This window comes from Holdemania massiliensis (assembly GCF_022440805.1).
GTDB classification, from domain to species: Bacteria; Bacillota_I; Bacilli_A; order Erysipelotrichales; family Erysipelotrichaceae; genus Holdemania; species Holdemania massiliensis_A.
Window position 1 is genome coordinate 3885431 of record NZ_JAKNTK010000001.1, and the last position, 18704, is coordinate 3904134.

An 18704-nucleotide genomic window follows, 5' to 3' on the forward strand; every position below is an offset into this window, starting at 1 on the left:
AATAATATACCTCCCTTATTTCATCGTTATCGAAGACAACGCTGTCTCCGATCCGTTGTTAATAGAATACCACTCAATCACGCCGCGATCAATATCCAATACCGCTCGATACTTCGCTGCGGCCCGATCCAATCCTTCTTCTTCATTGTCGTTGATATAACTGAGCTCATTCTCATCAAAGAAAAACAGCTCCTCCACCACAATCCGGGAAAGGACGTTGGAGTAGTACTCCGCTTCACAGATTTCCTGAACATTGGCTTCTTTCATGTTTTCTGTCGCCAGTAAAATTTCGCTCCAATCCGAAGTGTCGTCGTTGTTGAGTGAAAACTGATAGCGGACATTGGTTCCCGCGTAGCTTAAGGAATAGAACTCTGCCGCAGTATAGTCATAACTGTCGGCTCCGCCTTCGGCATAGCCGCTCAGAAAACAGTATTCATACGGTTTGGCCAGCGGAATTTCCAGTGTTCCGATCACCTTATCATTTTCATCATAAACGGTCATTTCGCCATAAAAGAAATACGGTGTTCCATTGTAAACCGCAAAATAAGTCTGATTGTTTTCCTCAGAAAGAATCAGCGGCTTAACCAGATCCGCATCCCCATCCGTTTCAGCCATCAGTCCTTTTGCGACCTGCTGGAACTGTTCATCCTGAATCGAGGCGATATAATCATTTACCTTTCCCGCGGCCGGTTTGGATGTCTGAGAATTTCCGACAACATTCGGCGTTGTCTTCGGCGCAGAGGTGCGGGATGGCAGGATGTTATAGATTACCGAGAAGGCGATCACCATTCCGACGACTGCGACAATCGCCGCAACCGTTTTCTTGCCGCCCATTCCCTGTTCCTGCTGCATAATCCGATCACGGCGGGCCTGACGATCATCCTCTGCACTGAGATCCCCAGTTGCGGCAAGCGCTTCCGCATTATCCGGTGTATCCAGCGGCGGAAACCACTGATCCAACGCATCGGTAACCCGTTCGAAATCACCCTTGCGGCTGCAGATAATCTTATATTTCTTCTTGGGTCCGACATACAGCAGAATCATCGGATAAGTTCGGCCTTTCTGATAATAGCTTGTTTCCTCGACATGGTCGATGCTGCGGCGGTGCAGCGCGAAATTGGATCCATATAGACCACTGACCAGCCAGTTTTTGCTCATCGAGATTTCCTTGGTGACCGCTTCAAATTCCTGCTCTTCATCCAGCTCAATCCCCAGTTCTTCACATTGACGCTTCACCATTTTTCCAATGCGGGCATACGGCACCACGCCGACAAGCCCGAAGATCAGGAAAACAAGAAAGAACATCAATCCCATCGTCATGATCATAATCAACATGGTTTCGATGCCCTGACCGGCGCTCAGCAATCCGAACAAAACTGCCACACCTAAGAAAATGGCACCCAACAGGCCCAGCGTGCGCGCCATTCCGCGGCGAGCCAGCTTTTTAATTTGCTTCATAAATATCCCCCTCAATGGTGGTATTATATCGGAAACCGAAGCAAAAGAGTACACCCTTTCCAGTAATTTCATTTCATTTTAAGAATTTTTTAACTTTTCATTCTTCTTTATTGTCCCCATACCTAAAAACACCGCCGGGTAATCCCCCGACGGCGCTGCTTTCAAGCGTCAGAATGTTGAATTTCAGCAACAACGGTCCGCCTGATATTGAAATAATAGTAAAGATAGACAAGAATTGAAGCACCAATCCAACCTGCCGGATAGCTAAAATAAACATTAAAGACATCCGGCTTGATGCTCATACTGACCGCCAGCCACAGCTGCCGGCAGCCAACCAGACCTAAGATAACACACAGCATTACGGACTTTGATTTGCCAAAACCGCGGACAACGCCGGAAAAAATGTTATACATTGCATTGAACAGATAAAATGGCATGATTACCCGAATCATTGCTGAGGCGTAAGCGACCACCTCTGCATCCCGGTTAAAGATTACCGCAATTCCCGGGGCCAGGATAAACAAGGCAATGCTGGTTAGTCCTACCATAATCACCGAAATCCAGACGCTGATCCGAATCCCCTCCACCGCTCGTTTTTTCTTGTTCGCTCCATAATTCTGACCAATAAAGGTCGTGATGGCTACGCCCAGTGAGCTGCAGGACAACCCGGCAAATTTCTCCACCTTTTTTGCTACGCCGATTCCCGCCATGGCGGAAGAACCGAAACCATTGGTGTAGCGCTGCACGAACATATTGGAAATCGACGTGATGCTGGTCTGAATGCCTGCGGGAATTCCCAGCGTTAAAACCTCAGCCAGAATCGGCGGATTCAGCCGTAATTTCCGAATTTCCAATTTGTAAACATCATGCGTCATCATCATTTTTCTTAATACCAGAATGACGGATACCAGCTGAGCTAACGTTGTCGCCCAGCCAACACCAGCCACGCCCATGTTAAATCCGCAGACAAACAGAAGATCAAGCACAATGTTGGTAACGCTGGAAATTAACAGATAATAAAACGGACTGCTGGAATCTCCGACCGCTCTTAGGATCCCGGCGCCGACGTTATAAATGGCGGTAAAAAGGATTCCAATCAGATATATCCGCAGATATTCCAAAGCGCTAGCATACACGTCCGGCGGACAACTGATCAGCTGCAGCAGCTGCGGCGAGAGCCAATAACCCACCCCAGCCATGACAAAGCCGAAGAGAAAGGCAAACAAAATCGTTGTATGAATTCCGTCGCTCAGCTTCTGATAATCCTTTTTGCCAAACATCTGAGCAAAGAAAACTCCGCCGCCGGAAGCCAGTCCCGTAAAAAAGCCCACAAGAAAATGGGAGATATCATTGGTTGAACTAACCGCTGCCAACGCCGTTTTCCCAACGAAGTTGCCGACGACCAGCGAATCCACACTGTTGTATAAATTCTGAAACAACTGTCCAACAAAGATCGGAAGGGCAAACAGTAATAGCTGTTTCCAGATCGATCCCTGCGTTAAATCCACGCTGCTTTTCTTTAATTGTTTTCCGCCATGCAAAAAGATGCGCCTCCTTTAATTTTCCTTCTGTTCCTCACAACACCCAGCTTCATTATAATCAGCCTGGATTTTAACTTAATTCCAAAGTTTGAGGTCTGTTCAGCGCAATTTCACAAAAAAAACTGCCGCAGCAGTTCTTTGTTTAATCATTGGCGGTTAAAAAATCCTGAACTCCGATGGCATTCAGCGCTCCCTGGGCGGATCGCAGACATTGGTCCAGAAACTCATTGAGGTTCTCAGCCATATCCCGTCCCAGCGCCAATTCCAGCACTAACGGCAGATTCGCGCCGGCGAAAATCCGGCAGTCAGTATCGCTCAGCGCCCAGATGCAGGCATTATACGGCGTCGCGTTTTCCAAATCACAAAGACAGACCACCGGTATCTGCTGATTGTGATAAAAATCATATTTTTCTCTGATTTGAGCAGCCAAAGATTCTAATGATTCTCCCTCCCATAAAGAAAAGGTTTCAACGAAATCCAAAGGACCTGCGATCATCTCTGCGGATTTCTTCAATCCAGTTGAAAAGTCTGAATGCGAACAGATAAAAATTGCTAACATAAAAAGTTCCTTTCTTTTCACGTCCGCCAGGAAGGAACGGATCTTCATGATTATCGAAAAAAACAGAAAGAACGCATGGGGTGTTGAAGTGACTTCGATAACAAGATTATCACTTCTGGGGATCTGTTTTGATTATAGCCCGCCGATTTTCAAAATGTCAATCCTGAATTTTAGGGTTTTCCCAACCCGCTGCTAATCAATTATACCTTTCTCCTGAATTGTTTTCCTGAGCTCAGCGCGTTAAAATAAAACAAGAAAACATTACAATTTTAGATCGAGGGGTACGCAATCATGATTTTATTTGAGAAACAGATTCGCCTTCTGAACCTGCTGATTCTAACCGAAGGTCCGGTTTCTGGTCACGTTCTGGGAAAAGAATGCGGCCAGAGCCTGAACACACTGAAAAAAGAAATCGAGCTGCTGAACGATCAGCTTAAGAATGAGGGGTTTATCATTGCCTCCTGTCTGTCCCGCGGATATCAGATTGAAATTTTGGATTCGGATCAATTCCAGCGCTTCCGCCGCAAATTTCTGACAACGACGCATGCCCGGCATTTCTTTGCGACTGAACAGAAAGAACGGATTCATTTTCTTCTCCGCCAGCTTCTGACCTGCGATGAAAAAATGACGATCAGCGATTTCGCCCAGACCTGCAGCTGTTCCAATTCCGTTGTCAATCAAGACATGATCGAAATTAAAAAGATGCTGCGGCAATTTGATCTGCGGCTGGAGAATCACACCAACAACGGACTGCGTGTCTGCGGCAATGAATGGAATAAACGCAATCTGCTGATCAACGAATTCCGCATTCTCAAGAATTATGATAATCATGTGCATCTTGATCAGGACTACCGTATGATTCACCTTTTTATTCAGGATGAAGCGTACCAGCGTGTCCGTGCAGTCGTCCTGGAACAACTGAAGCAGGCAGAATTTCTCATTCCTTACCGTGATCTGGACAAATTGATATTCATGGTTTTAATGAACACGCTGCGGCATCGCTATGAAAGTCAAATTGTCTTTAGCCCGGAAGTGATTGAAGTTCACAGACAGATCATTCCTCAGGGTTATCCATTAGCCCTTTCCATCCTGTCCCAAGTAGGTACGATTTATAATGTTCAGTATACGGAGAACGAAATTCTTTCCGTCGCGATTCTGCTGAACTGCTACCGTACCCTGAACCCGGAATCAGCTGCCCTGCTGAATCAAAAACTAGGCTTTGAAAAAACGATTCAATCCTGCCTGAATCATTTAAAATCGGTCTTTCATCTGGAAGCTTATTCCCTGCCGCTTTTTGAATCGGAATTTCGGCTGGCAATGACTTCGTTTTTACTCCGTGAACAAATGAAACTCCATGTGGATGTCGACGCAGTTTCCAAATATCGTCTGGATGTCTATTTGAATAATTTTTGTCTGGTTCTGTTTGAGCATCTGAAAAAAGATGGTTCCTTGTTCTTCAATATCTATGATATTTATCGCTTTTACCCCGTTTTCAGCATTCTGCTCAGTGAAATCAACAAGCAGATCCACCGCACGGTCTTCGTCATTTCCAAGGATGGACTGTCTTATTCCCGCTATTTATGTCATGCTCTGCGCAAGCTGAATACGGTCTTTGCGATCGAATATATTCCAATGGACTATCTGGAATATCTGTGTTTGAGCGATAAAAGCTGTGATTTTATCGTTACTGACATCAGTAAGCAGGAATTGGATCTGGATCCGGAACGGGTGCTGCGCATGCCGACCTATAACATTGCGCAGGATAAGAAAATCTACATTCACAAGATGAATAATCCTTTTTACTCATTGGAAATCAGCCGGTATTTTCAAGCCGCAGACATTACCTATCTGCAGAATGCCGCAACCCGGGAAGCGGTCTATCACCAAATTGAAACAGAGATTCTGGCCGACATTCCCAATGCTCAGCAGTTTGTCCGGCGTTGTCAGCAGATGGAATCCATCATCAGTCCGGTTTGGGATAATCAATTAATTGTCCTCAATACGACTCAGGATCTGGTTGGAAAAACCTTCATCAAGGTTCTGGTCCTCGACAAACCCGTCAAATGGAAAAAACAGCTTTGTTCCATTATCGTTTTATACAACGTCAGGGACAATCATGTTCTGTATTCCCAATACATCTGCGTCAAAATCCAGAAATTAATCAAGGAAAAAGGCCTGCTTCCGGATAAAGATCATCGTATCGATTATGCTACCTTAATGCGTATCATTAACAAATAATTGCGGTCAATACCCCTCAATTTGACAAATTGAGTTCCCTTTTCCTGAATGCTATGATGCAATCAGGAGGAGTAGAAAAAATGAAAGCGCATTCAGAACAGTATTGTTTAACCCCGACCTATAAGCCGTTTTATATGATCGGGTATAATTCGCCGCTGCGGGATCTGCCCGCTCAAGGCGTACATGACGATATTTATGTCACAACGACATTGTTGGACTTCAATGATCAGAAGTTGTTTTTGTTCAGCACCGACTGGCTCCATGTCGAGGATGAAATCGTCAGTGAAATCCGGGAACGGCTGCATGCACAATTTAACCAGGATCCCAAACTGGTCCTGGTCTCCGCAACGCATAATCATCAATCCGTCCGCGATCACATGCAATCGGCGAAAAGTGGTCAGTTCAATCAGGAATATCATGACCATGTTTTAGACCTGGCCGTCCGTGGTTATCAGGAATGTTCAGCACAATTGGAAGAGGTTGAATGCTGGATGGGACGCAAGGTCATTCCGGGCTATTACGGAAGCCGGATCGTCTATGGAGAACTGGCTGACAACGAAGTCATTCTGGTTGAATTCCGCAATGCTCAGAATCAGGTTGTCGCGGCAATCTGCAACTGGGCGGTACATTCTACGGTGATCACCCCGGACAACGCTTTACTGACCGCAGAATTTGCCGGCAATGTCCGCCGCCTGCTGAAAGAGCGAAAAGGCTATGCCCCAGCCATGATTGTCGGTGCGGCCGGTGACTGCAGTACCCGCGCTACCCGTCAGGGCAACGATTTCAATGAACTGCAGCGCGTGGCCCAGGGCATGGCTGAGGAAATCAGCAAAATCGAAGTGAATGAAAAACTGGATCTGGAATTTGAACGTGTTGCATCGACTGAACATCATGTCCGGTATCCGATTGATCACAAGGAAGTACAGAGAATCATTGACGCCAACGAAGAAGAATTAAAAACCTGTCAGGATTTTGACCGGCGGAAGATTCTAAATTCCATGATGAGCGGACTTCGCCGCAAACTGACGATGGATGAAGCCCGGACAGACTGGTTTGCCGATACCCTTCGGCTGAAGGACATTGAAATTGTCGTCAGTCCCTGCGAGCTGGCCTCTAAATTCGGAAAGGAAATCAAGCGTTTAAGTCCTGCTAAATGTTGTCTGATCTTCGGCTACACCAATGGCCGCGGCAGCTATTTATTCCCAAAGGAATATTACGGTTTAACGTTTGAAACGATCAGTTCTGGAATCCCGGCGGAAGAAGTCGAGAATTATATCAACAAAATCATTGCCATTTTATAAAAGGAGAAACGAATTATGATCAAGCTGATACGCAGTGACGACCGGCTGATACACGGTCAATGTGTAACTCAAATCGTCAAGCTTTACGCCATCCAGCACATCCTGGTCATCGACGACTTTACGGCGACCAACCCGTTTCTCAAGCGGATTTTTGAGAAAGCTGTGCCGTCTAACATCACCGCTGAAGCGCTGACTGTCGATCAGGCGATTTCAGCCGCCAGAAAAGCAGTTGACAATGAAGTCAGCACGTTGATTCTGATGAAGACACCCTTAGTGATGCAGCGCCTGCTGGAAGCGGTGGAAGATCTGCCGAAAGATCTGAACATTGCTTCACTGGCAGCCGGTCAGGATCGGACCGCCGTAACAAAATATGCCTATCTGACGCCGCAGGAAATCAGCGCCGTCAAACAGATGGGTGAAGACGGCGTCCATATTTGGTTCAGGCTGATCCCCACTTCACCATGTACCGAGTGGGATAGCATAAAAATGAATTACTGAGCAACCAAGGAGGGGAAAATTCATTATGACAGTATTTCAGGCTTTACTGCTGGCCGTTGCGTCCAGTATCTACGGGCTTCCATTCTGGCGGGGCGGCTTTATTGACCAGTTTACCGGCAAGCCGCTGATCATTGCCCTAATCATCGGCATCGTCATGGGCAATATCAAACAGGCGATGATCATCGGTTCCGTATTGCAGGCGATGTATATCGGCGTGATCGCCGTAGGCGGTATCCAATCCATGCCGTCGATTACCCGCTGCATCTGGTTTGCGCTGCCGCTGGCGATCATTTCCGGCGCCGACGCCGAATTCGCCGTTACTCTCTGTGTTCCATTCAGCATGCTTGAGACTTTTATCACTCAGTTTCTGAGAACCTTAAACACCTACTTTCTGCACTCCGCTGACCGAAAGATCGACGAGGGGAAATTCGACAAGGCATACATCACTTATTATTACGGTTTAGTATTATCCACAGCCGTCAACTTCATTATTATTTTTGGAATGAATGTTTTGGGTTCCACCGTCATCCTGCAATACGCGGAACTGATCCCGGCATGGTTGTTGGGTTCGATGAAAATCTTTACAAAGATGGGGGCAGTCTTAGGCTTCGGTATGCTTTTAACCGGTCTCATCAAAAAGAACATTCAATTCCTATATTTCGTTTTCGGATTCGTACTGTTTAAAGTGATGGGTTTAGATACCATTACTGTAACGATCATCGCCGGTGTTCTGGCTTATCTGTTATTTATCTGTACGGGAACAAAGAAGGAGGCTGAACATGTCTAATCCAAAATTAGATCAATTAGCCAATGATAATAAATGGCTGAGAAAAGTTCTGTTAGCTCATTATAATGTCGCCGGTGTCTGCTTCACCTTTGAACGAATGATGATGCCGGGGATGGCCAACATGTTTATCAAGATTCGTGAGGATCTCTATCCCGGAGATCCTGAAAAACAAAAAGAGCTGATTAAAAATCACGCGGTCTTCTATAATACGCAGCCGAATTTAGGAGCAATTGTCCCGGGCGTAGTTCTGGGGTTGGAAATCGAACGGGCAAAAAACAATTCCATTGACAATGAATTGATCCAGAGTATCAAACAGGCGCTGGCCGGTCCTTTCGCCGGTATCGGTGATTCCTTAATCCAAGGCTTATTGATACCGATTCTGCTTTCCATTGGCATCAGTCTGAGTGCTGACGGTTCCCCATTAGGAGCCATTCTGGGTGTGGTCGTGTTCTTCGGAATCAATATCCCGATGGTCTGGTTCTTATTTAAAACCGGTGTCAAAATGGGGATCAGCGGCGCTGAAAAGCTGATGGACAGCGATCTCAAGGACCATGCAGTCAATGCGATTGAAATGCTGGGCATTATCGTGATCGGCGCTGTCGTTGCCAGTACGGCAAATGTGCAGACCGGTTTGGCCATTACAGCCAGCGGCAGCACCACGAGCATCCAAAGCGTCATCGACAGCATTCTTCCAGGCTTGCTGACAATTCTGTCCACGGTTTTAATCTACTGGCTGATCAAGTACAAAAAAGGACGCGCCATGCGGATCATGGTCGCCATGTTCTTAATTTCTGTCTTGGGCTACTTTACCGGCATCTTAATTTAACTGCCAAATATTCTGTTTCAAGTTTTAAAAGGAAGCGGGCTGCCATGGGCAGCTTCCTTCCTTTTCTAAAATAAGGAGGAAATCGATGAAATTAATTGTCAAAGCCGATGATTATGGCTATACCCCAACCTACAATGACGGAACGATCAAAGCGATTGAAGAAGGCATAGTCACCACGGTGGATCTGATGCTGGATACGCCCGGTGTGGAAGATGCGATAGAGCGAATCAAAGCTTATCCATGGATTTCGGTTGGCTGGCACAGCGGTCATTACTGGGGAGTTCCCGTTGCTGATCCGAAACTTGTTCCGTCTATGGTCAATGCCGACGGCCGGTTTAAATTCCGCCATGATTCCAAAGCGAAAGAAACCGTTGATTTTCATGAAGCCCTGATTGAACTGCGGGCTGAGGTGGAACGCTGCATCCGACTGCTGGGTCGAGCTCCGGATTCCACGCGGCTGCACGGAACCGGGCCGTTGGATGAAGCCAAGCGAATCATCTGTGAGGAATATGGTATTCCTTATGATTATATTTATAACGTCCGTGACGGCGTTGCTTTGAATGAACCAACACAGTTTCAGCAGGCGCGGATCATTACCGTCGGCGATCGCCGAAAGTATATTGGCTGCGGCAAGGAAGACTGCAGCCTGTTCGCGGATTACAATCCTGTCCGTTGGTATAAGGAAACTATGGATCCTGCTTGGGAAGGGGCTTACATCACAGCCTGGCATCCAGGATTCCTGGATGATTACATCGTACAGGAATCCTCGTTTACCGCCTGCCGGCCGCGCGATGTCTGGGCCTTATGCGCACCGGAGCTGAAGGCTTGGATCCGGGATTCAAAGATTGAGTTAGTATCCTTGCGGGACGCCTTATATAACCGGCACGATTATCAAAATCATCTGAAAGTCATCGGCAGTGATCTGGCTGTTCAATCGAGCCGGGAGGACTGACTATGGCCTTTGAATCCTTGGAGCTTCACCACCCTGTGCAGGCTCAGTTAAAAAGTCAGCGGCTGCGCTATCGGGAACCGGAAAATCCGATCAAATGGCCCTATGAGAAGCTGCTTCGGGAACAAAGCAAAACCCGCCGTGTCTATCCGATCAATCCGTACGCCGAAGTGTACCAATTCCGCAAAAATGTCTATGCTATTTTTACTGAGAGTTTAGACGGAGCGGGCAACCCCTGGATTTATTTAATTCTGGGCAGTGAGAAAGCCATGTTGATCGACACCGGCTTTGGCGCCGGTGATCTGAAAGGCCTAGTCAACGAAATTACCGGCGGAATGCCGCTGATTGTCGTGAATACCCATGCCCACAGCGATCATGTACTTGGCGACTTTCAGTTTGATGAGGTTTATTGTCACGAATATGAAGTGCTCAATTTAGAAAAAATCAAAACACCCCAAGCCTGGGATCGACTCTTTGATGCCGAAGGAAATTGCATTTATACCCAATTCGACCGGGCTGATTTAATCGGTTATCATGATTTTAAAATTATCGGTGTTCCCAACGGAACAACTTTCGATTTGGGCGGCGGCACTGAGATTGAACTGATGTTTCTGCCTGGACATGCGACCGGCATGAGCGCCTTTCTGGATAAGCAGAATAAAATTTTGTTTGCGGGCGATTACACCCATGCCTATGGTACTTCCCCCGATCATCCCTACGCCCGATACTGTACGGTCACGGCCATGCGCGATGCGCTGGTTAACATCATCGCCCGTCGCAATGAAATCGATTTTGTCTATCCTGGACATGGACCGTTGGATCAGCCCAGCATCGTTTTAGTGAATTTGCTGGAAACCCTGGAACAGGTACTGGAAAATCCGGAACACTATGATTTTCGGGAAGAAACGATCAAAGGCGGCAAGAAGAAAGTAATCTACGGTAAGATGATTTTCCAGTCCAGTTATTTCAAATATTGCATGGAGAGCCTGCGCTGAGAGTGATGCACCCATGGTTTTAAAAATTCACATTCTCTAATCCTGATCTCGCTGCAAATCGAAAAGTCCCGCTGCGTATAACTAGCGGGACTTTTCTGATCTTCTCATCTTTATTATTAAAATGTATGTCTTGCCCTTTAAAACTCAACAGACAGGCAGCCGAATCAAACTTATTGATTTCTCTTTCATTTTGTATTTTAGACATTCTCGATCAAGGCCTGAAAAACGACCGAGGCACAGCTCAGACCCGCGGCGGCAGGCACAAAGATTGTGCTGGCCGGTGGATATTTTTGCTTTAAGGTTTTCCCCTCGGCGTGGATCAGCTGGTTCTGAGTGTACGGCAGCTCTTTCGACCAAACAACCGGGATCTTCGCAGTAAATCCCCGCTTCCTGACCATCTGCCGCAAAGCGCGGGCAAGTGGATCATTGCAGGTTTTATCTAACGTTGTAACGGTCAGCTGCGTTGGATCAAAGCGGTTGGCCATCCCCAGCGAACTGATGCAGGGCACGCCATGCCGATGAGCCATTTCGATTAAGGTCAGCTTGCTGGAAAGTGTATCAATCGCATCGATGACATAATCCATTTTCTGATCGAACAAGCTTTCACTCTGTTCATTAAAAAATTCATGGATCGTTACCACTTCACAATCTGGGGCAAAACTGCGGATCCGCGCGGCCATCACTTCGGTTTTGGACTGATTCAGCGTATCCAGCGTCGCGATGATCTGACGGTTCAGATTGCTTGGCGCAACTGTATCGGCATCGACTAAAATCAATTTTCCAATTCCGCTGCGGCCTAACGCTTCGGCGGCATAGCCGCCGACGCCGCCAATCCCGACGATCAGCACGCAGGCCTGCTTCAATCGTTGGATCGCTGCTTCGCCGACCAACAGTTCCAATCTCTCTAACGGCGTTTCCATGCTTCATCCTCCTTCAGCCAGGCCTCGATCTCCGCAATCAGCTGTTCCTTTTGTCCCGGCTGATCCATTTGGAACCAGCGAATCGGCGTTTGGCGGGTAAACCAGGTCATCTGCCGGCGAGAAAACTGGCGGGTATGGGTTAAGATCTGTTCGCGAGCCTGACTGATTGTTTCTTTTCCTTCAAAGTAGCCGCGCCATTCTTTGTAGCCGATGCCCTGCATCGACTGATCATCAAAGCTGACGCCTTGTTCCAACAAACCGCGGATTTCCTCAATTAACCCCGCCGCAATCATACCGTCGACGCGTTTTTCAATCCGCTGAACCAGAAATTGTCGCTCGCATGTCAATCCGCAGATCAGCACGTCATAGATCGGCTTGTGTTCCTGCCGGCTTTCCAACTCACTTTTCGGCGCTTCGGACAATTCGTGAATGACCAACGCCCGGATCAGCCGGCGTTTGTTATGCGGATGGATCTGAGCTGCGGTCTTGGGATCCACCTGTGACAGCCAGGCATAAAGTTCTTCTTCGGAGCGCTGTTCCAGCTGTTCGCTGAGCTGTTCAGCGCGCGGATCCTGCGGCTGAAACTGATAATCATACAACGCGGCCTTGATATACAAGCCCGTTCCGCCAACAATCATCGGCAGCTTCCCTTTCGCGCTGATTGCTTCCATCGCGGCCCGCGCTTCCCGCTGAAAATCAGCGACGCTTGTCTTTTCCTTGGGACTCAGAATGTCGATGAGATAATGCGGAATCCCCTGTTTTTCCGCTTCGGTGACTTTCCCAGAGCCGATGTCCAAACCGCGGTACACCTGAATGGAGTCACCGCTGATGATTTCACCTTGAAAGCGTTGAGCGAGTTCGATCGACAAGGCGGTCTTGCCTACGGCCGTCGGACCGACGAGGACGAGCACTTTTTTCATCGCTGGAACTCCTTAATCAATTGTTTTTCGGTAATTGTGATGAAGGTTGGACGGCCATGCGGACAATGGTAAGGCTGTTCACAATGCGCCAGCTGTTCGATGACCTCCTGCATTTCCCCTAACGACAGCACACGGTTAAACCGGATTGAGTGGTGGCAGGCGATCGTTGCCAGACGATGCCGCTGCAGATCTTCGGCCCGAACTTCCCGGCCATCCTTCCACAAATCAAGAACATCCTGCAGAAAGGCCTGTTCATCAATTTCACTCATCCAGGCCGGCAGCTGACGGCAGATCAGACTGTTCTGCCCAAAGTTTTCCAGATGGATGTGCATCGGTTCCAGCAGTTCGTTCATTTCCTGCAGCCGTGCGGCAACAGAAGCGCTGCCTTCCAAAATGATCGGCACAAGCAAATCCTGCATCGTCGGCTCCTGATCCAGAAAGCGCTGCTGAACTTCCTCAAAATGAACGCGTTCCTGGGCGGCATGCTGATCAATGATATATAAGGCATGCTCATCCTGAGCGAGGATGTATTTGCCGTGCATCTGGGCCAGCACCTGCATCTGCGGAAAGGCTTTGCGCGGAACTGTCTGCAAGGTTTCTTCCGCGGCTTCTGTCTGACTCACCCGCGGATCGAGCGGTTCGCTGACCGGTTCCTGATCGGACAAGGCCTCGGCAGCCGAAGCCGTATTTTTTTTAACCGGACTTCCTGCGCTGAAATCCGGAAGCTTCGCCATCACTTCGCCTTTTAAATCCTCAGGCAGAATTTCTTCCTTGTCCTTTCCTGCCATCAGGGGCTGAGGCTGTGATATTTCCCGGGAAAGCGACGCGGCGATAAATTCGCGCTGTCGCTGCTCGTTCATTACTTCGGCCTGCCGCCGCCATTCTTTGGCTTCAACGGAATCTTCCCGAACCTGATCTTTCACACTCTCGGCAGGCACTTCAAACAGCTGCGGCATTTCCACTTTCTCGCGCGGCGTATCAATCCGCATGACTTCCGGTGCCTGCATGTGCTCCCGCAAGGTGCGGGTCAGCGTATCCCGGATTAAAAATTCCAGCTGCTGCTCCTTGGAAAGCCGGATTTCCCATTTGGACGGATGGACATTGACGTCGCACAGATGGCTGTCCATCTCGATATCCAGCACGACGATCGGATACCGATCCTGCGGAATATAATTTTTATACGCTTCCAGAATCGCTTTCTGGATCCGGTAAGAGCGGATCATCCGGCGGTTGATGAAGACCGTCATGTAATTCCGGCTGGCGCGGGTCTGAGAAGGCAGCGCCATCAGACCACGGACGGTATAGTCAAAATCCTGACCATCGACCTCAATGCACTGACGCGCCAGATCACGGCCGTAGATGATCGCCATCACTTCCAGCAGGCTGCCGTTGCCGGCGCTGCGGAAGACCTCCTTGCCATCGTGAACAAGCCGGAACGCGACGTTCGGATAGCTCAGCGCGAACTTCTGGATCACATCCAGGATCAGTGAAGTTTCATACGGGATCGACTTCAGGTGCTTAAGCCGGGCCGGTGTTTTCTGAAACAGACCGCTGACGGTGATCTGCGTTCCCTGGTTGCAGGGATAAGGACGGGCGGACTGACGTTGCCCATAGCGAATTTCCACGCGCGTGGAGTCTTCGCCGTTGTTCGTCAACAGCGTCAGATTGGATACCGAGGCAATCGAAGGCAGTGCTTCCCCGCGAAACCCCAGCGTGTGAATCGCCCACAGATCCTCGGTCGTTTTAATCTTACTGGTCGCATGCCGTTCAAAACACAGACAGGCATCTTCCCGATCCATTCCAATCCCGTTGTCGATCACTTCCATCAGCTCTGTGCCGCCTTGGTTGATATTGACTTCAATCCGTGTCGCCTGGGCATCCAGCGCGTTTTCAACCAGCTCTTTGATGACGCCCATCGGCCGCTCGACAACCTCCCCAGCGGCGATCATATTGGTTAAATGCGCATCCAGCTGCTGTATTTTTGCCATCGTTATTCACCTTCCTGTTCCTTTCACTGAAGCGTTTATTCTGATTCCTTCTGATGTCCCTGCCGCAGAAATTCATAAAATGCAAAGCCAATGGAAATAATCGTCAATAAACCGACGATCATTTCCGAAAGATTATTCGCATATTCAGCCTGCCCCGGATCTACCAGTGCCAGCACCAGGAAATATAGGCACCAGATAAATCCCAGCATCAACATTCCAAATGTCGTATAGGTCAGAATCCTCGATCCCGTTTTCCATCGCTTCCGGCCTTGTTCCAGCTGCTTCGGCGTATAATGAAAATCAGGATTTTTCCGATGCCGCCGCTGCTGACGAAGCAAACCCGCAAGAAGTCCGAGAATTAAACCCTGGCTGAGCGCCAGACAGATCATTCTAAAAATATCCATGATTTCCTCATTTCTGTTTTCTTAAATTCGATATCCTGATATCGGGTATCCATCGCAAATGCCGGAAAAGGGCAACGCAAGAACCGCTAGGCTTTCTGCGCTTCGCTTAATTCCTGCTTTAAATCCATGATCATCTGCAGGGCCTGAAGCGGAGAGAGCTGATTGGGATCCACCATCTCCAGTTTATCCAGAACGCCCTGTTCTTTAACCGGCGCCTTGACCATTTCCACAATCCCTAACGACTGCTGAACCACCCGCTTCTTGGATTCATATTCGGCTAACAGATCCCCTGCCCGATCCAGTACCGCATCTGGCAGCTTCGCCAGGCGGGCTACGTTAATCCCATAGGAACGATCTGCCTTGCCCTTCTTTACGCGGTACATAAACGTAACATGACCGTTGTCCTCATGCACCTCAACATGCACATTCTTCACCACCGGCAGACTTTCATCCAGTGAAGTCAGCTCATGGTAATGGGTTGAGAACAAGGTTTTCGCATGAATGCACACAGCGATGTATTCGATCATCGCCTGGGCCAGCGCCATGCCGTCATACGTGGAAGTCCCGCGTCCGATCTCATCAAACAGGATGAGGGAATGTTCAGTTGCCTGTGATAACGCGTTATTGGCCTCCGTCATTTCCACCATGAACGTCGATTGTCCGGACAGGATATCGTCGCTTGCTCCGATGCGGGTGAATATCTTATCGAAAATCGGCATTTCGCATTTCTTCGCCGGAACAAAACAGCCGATCTGCGCCATCAGGATGATCAGCGCTACCTGCCGCATATAGGTGCTTTTACCACCCATATTCGGGCCGGTGATAATCAAGATCTGATTTTCTTTGTCCATCGCCAAACTGTTGGACACATAGCGGTTGGTGCTGATCTTTTCCAGGATTGGGTGCCGGCCTTCTTCAATTTTCAGCTCATCCTCAGTAAACACCGGACGGACATAACCGTTGTCCGCACTGATCGACGAAAGGGCGTAATACACATCCATGTTCGCCAACATCAGAGCCAGCTTCTGCAGCTTTGGCAGATAACTGCGGATCTGTTCGAGGAGGTTAGCAAACAGCTCGGTTTCCAAGCGGATGGAACGTTCTTCCGCATGCAGAATCGCATCTTCTTTTTCTTTCAGTTCAGAGGTAATGTAGCGCTCGGCATTGGTCAAGGTCTGCTTGCGGACATAGCCGTACTCTTCCTTCACCTGCGCCACCGCACCTTTGGACACTTCAATATAATAACCGAAAACTCGGTTATACCCAATTTTCAGCGTCTTGATGCCGGTCCGTTCCCGTTCATAGTTTTCCTGCTGAAGGATCCAGTTTTTCCCATCCTTCTGGGCGCTGCGGTATTCATCCAGCTGTTCGCTGAAGCCTTCCGCAAACATCCCGCCTTCTTTCACCGACACCGGCGGATTTTCCACAAACGCCCCGTCCAACAGCTCGGTCAATGACAGGCAGCAGTCGATATCCTGATATTCCTGAAATACCGGAGCGTCATGAAACAAAGTGATGATATCCGGCACCTGACTGAGTGTTTTCTGCAGGCGCTGGCAGTCAATCGCATTCGCTGAGCCATAGGCAACACGGGCGATCAGCCGTTCCATATCATAAATCTGATTCAGCTTATCCTTCAGATCCTCACGAACCAAATAATTCTTCATTAAATAATCAAGCCGGTCCTGCCGGAACAGGATTTTCTTTTTATCGACCAATGGCCGTTCAATCCATTTTTTCAACAGACGCGAGCCCATCGCGCTTTGACAATGATCGAGGAATGACCACAGCGTTTCCGATTTGCTTTGGGTACGCAGCGGGACGACGAGTTCCAGATTTTGCTGGGTCGAGAAGTCCATATACAGCACATCATTTTCATTCTCAATTTCAACGGTTTGTAAATGGTGCATCATCCGTTTCTGCGTTTCGATCAGATAGTTCAGCATTAAGCCGTAAGCTTCCCGCTGCGGCGCTTCGGTTACCTCTTCGCACAACGGCAGATAGTCCTCTCCGATCTGATCCTCACTGCAGTAGGAAATCGCCACGGCCGACAGATCGCGGACACCGCGGATGTATTTCTCATCGAAGCCTTCTTTAACAACAATCTCCCGAATGTTGTTTTTTAATAAGGTCTGCTGCAAATGAAGAATGTTGCGCGGAATGTGGGTAACGGTAGTTTCTCCAGTGGACATTTCACAGATCGACAGCGCCAGCCCATATTGATAATCCACAACCGCCGCCAGATAAATACTGGAGCGTTCATCGAATAATTCATCAATCACAGTTCCCGGCGTGACGACTTTGATGACATCGCGTTTGACTAATCCTTTGGCCAGTGCCGGATCTTCCATCTGTTCCACAATCGCTACTTTATAGCCTTTTTGAACTAACCGCTGAATATATCCCGTCACGGCATGAAAAGGAACGCCGCACATCGGCACGCGATCCTTCACCCCGGCATTTCTGCCGGTCAGAACCAAATCCAGCTCACAGGATGCAATCTTGGCATCCTCAAAAAACATTTCATAAAAGTCGCCCAGACGATAAAAAACCAGGGCGTCCTGATAGTTCTTTTTCACCTCCAGATACTGCTGCATCATCGGCGTATATTGTTCCATATTCTTCACCTCTAAAAAAACTGTTCTTATTATACCATTATTTTTTCTGCGGGTCAGGGGAGTTTTGGGTTTATAATAAGGAAAATGGAGGTGCGGATATGCGAATTTGTACGATTTTAGGAAAGGGCTATGAGGAGATCGAAGCCATTGGTACGCTGGCGTTGTTAAAACGCAGCGGTCTGGAAGCCGATCTGTTTGGAATCAGCGGTGAAAAAACATCCGGAAAGCATGACCTGCCGATCTGCGATCTGCTTGCGTTGGATAAACTTCAGCCGGAAAATTACGACTGCCTGCTTCTGCCAGGCGGGCCGCATTATGTTTTGTTGGAAGAGAGCGAACAGGTAAAACAAATCATCCTGAAATTCAGAGAACTGGATAAGCCGATTGCCGCGATTTGTGCTGCCCCGACGATCTTAGGACATATGGGCTTATTAAAGGGAAAACGCTACACTTGCTTTACAAGCATGAATGAAGATTTTGGCGGCACCTATGTTGATCAGTACACGGTCACTGACGGCAATCTGATCACCGGGCGCAGCGCTGCAGCCACGATTGACTTCGCGTTTGCGATCATTGAGAAACTGCAGGGTTCAGCTCAAAAAGAAGTGATTCAGAAACAAATTTACTATTGATTGCTTCCTAAAAAAAGACACGCTGGTTTTCAGGGTGTCTTTTGTCTGCCATGTTATGACTATGAATACA

General features: G+C 48.3%; 16 protein-coding genes. 8 read left to right on the top strand and 8 right to left on the bottom strand.

The window, feature by feature from the left end; translation table 11 throughout:
* Positions 1-15: 15 nt before the first annotated feature.
* From MCG46_RS18105 to MCG46_RS18115, 3 genes are all read right to left on the bottom strand, one after another.
* Positions 16-1458, bottom strand: a complete 1443-nt coding sequence (locus tag MCG46_RS18105) for a hypothetical protein (protein ID WP_240281213.1) — start codon at positions 1456-1458, stop codon at positions 16-18.
* A 161-nt stretch (positions 1459-1619) separates the two neighbouring features.
* Entirely contained in the window at positions 1620-2999 is a 1380-nt protein-coding gene (locus MCG46_RS18110; protein ID WP_240281214.1) for an MATE family efflux transporter, read from the bottom strand.
* Positions 3000-3141: 142 nt separating this feature from the next.
* Positions 3142-3558, bottom strand: coding sequence for a PTS sugar transporter subunit IIA (locus tag MCG46_RS18115; protein ID WP_240281215.1), 417 nt, complete (start codon positions 3556-3558; stop codon positions 3142-3144).
* A 291-nt stretch (positions 3559-3849) separates the two neighbouring features.
* On the opposite strand from MCG46_RS18115, the gene MCG46_RS18120 reads away from it, so the two are divergent.
* The 7 genes from MCG46_RS18120 (at position 3850) to MCG46_RS18150 (ending at position 11152) form a co-directional block, all read left to right on the top strand.
* On the top strand, positions 3850-5796 hold the full coding sequence (locus MCG46_RS18120) for a helix-turn-helix domain-containing protein (protein ID WP_240281216.1): 1947 nt from the start codon (positions 3850-3852) through the stop codon (positions 5794-5796).
* Positions 5797-5876: 80 nt separating this feature from the next.
* Entirely contained in the window at positions 5877-7097 is a 1221-nt protein-coding gene (locus MCG46_RS18125) for a hypothetical protein (protein WP_240281217.1), read from the top strand.
* Between the two features lie 15 nt (positions 7098-7112).
* Positions 7113-7595: a PTS system mannose/fructose/N-acetylgalactosamine-transporter subunit IIB gene (locus MCG46_RS18130; RefSeq protein WP_240281218.1), complete on the top strand. Its 483-nt coding sequence runs from the start codon at positions 7113-7115 to the stop codon at positions 7593-7595.
* A 25-nt stretch (positions 7596-7620) separates the two neighbouring features.
* Positions 7621-8382, top strand: a complete 762-nt coding sequence (locus MCG46_RS18135; protein WP_240281219.1) for a PTS sugar transporter subunit IIC — start codon at positions 7621-7623, stop codon at positions 8380-8382.
* Positions 8375-9208 carry a PTS system mannose/fructose/sorbose family transporter subunit IID gene (locus MCG46_RS18140; protein ID WP_240281220.1) on the top strand — a complete coding sequence of 278 codons (834 nt, stop codon included), beginning with the start codon at positions 8375-8377 and terminating at the stop codon, positions 9206-9208. Before MCG46_RS18135 ends, MCG46_RS18140 begins: the two co-directional genes overlap by 8 nt.
* An 85-nt stretch (positions 9209-9293) precedes the next feature.
* A complete protein-coding gene (locus tag MCG46_RS18145) occupies positions 9294-10160 on the top strand; it encodes a ChbG/HpnK family deacetylase (protein ID WP_240281221.1) in 867 nt (288 codons plus the stop codon).
* Between the two features lie 2 nt (positions 10161-10162).
* Positions 10163-11152 (top strand): MBL fold metallo-hydrolase, encoded by a 990-nt coding sequence (locus MCG46_RS18150; protein ID WP_240281222.1) that lies wholly within the window; start codon positions 10163-10165, stop codon positions 11150-11152.
* Positions 11153-11349: 197 nt separating this feature from the next.
* Here the strand turns inward: MCG46_RS18150 and MCG46_RS18155 are convergent, their stop codons facing one another.
* From MCG46_RS18155 to mutS, 5 genes are all read right to left on the bottom strand, one after another.
* Positions 11350-12072: a tRNA threonylcarbamoyladenosine dehydratase gene (locus MCG46_RS18155; RefSeq protein WP_240281223.1), complete on the bottom strand. Its 723-nt coding sequence runs from the start codon at positions 12070-12072 to the stop codon at positions 11350-11352.
* On the bottom strand, positions 12057-12992 hold the full coding sequence (gene miaA, locus MCG46_RS18160; protein ID WP_240281224.1) for a tRNA (adenosine(37)-N6)-dimethylallyltransferase MiaA: 936 nt from the start codon (positions 12990-12992) through the stop codon (positions 12057-12059). The genes MCG46_RS18155 and miaA overlap by 16 nt, the downstream gene beginning before the upstream one ends.
* The gene (gene mutL, locus MCG46_RS18165; protein WP_240281225.1) at positions 12989-14980 is read right to left on the bottom strand and encodes a DNA mismatch repair endonuclease MutL; all 1992 of its coding nucleotides are present in this window, start codon (positions 14978-14980) and stop codon (positions 12989-12991) included. The genes miaA and mutL overlap by 4 nt, the downstream gene beginning before the upstream one ends.
* Positions 14981-15015: 35 nt before the next feature.
* Positions 15016-15384: a transporter gene (locus MCG46_RS18170; protein WP_240281226.1), complete on the bottom strand. Its 369-nt coding sequence runs from the start codon at positions 15382-15384 to the stop codon at positions 15016-15018.
* An 86-nt stretch (positions 15385-15470) separates the two neighbouring features.
* Positions 15471-18002: a DNA mismatch repair protein MutS gene (gene mutS / locus MCG46_RS18175; RefSeq protein ID WP_240281227.1), complete on the bottom strand. Its 2532-nt coding sequence runs from the start codon at positions 18000-18002 to the stop codon at positions 15471-15473.
* A 98-nt stretch (positions 18003-18100) separates the two neighbouring features.
* Between mutS and MCG46_RS18180 the strand changes: the two genes are divergently transcribed.
* Entirely contained in the window at positions 18101-18634 is a 534-nt protein-coding gene (locus MCG46_RS18180) for a DJ-1/PfpI family protein (RefSeq protein ID WP_240281228.1), read from the top strand.
* Positions 18635-18704: the final 70 nt, after the last annotated feature.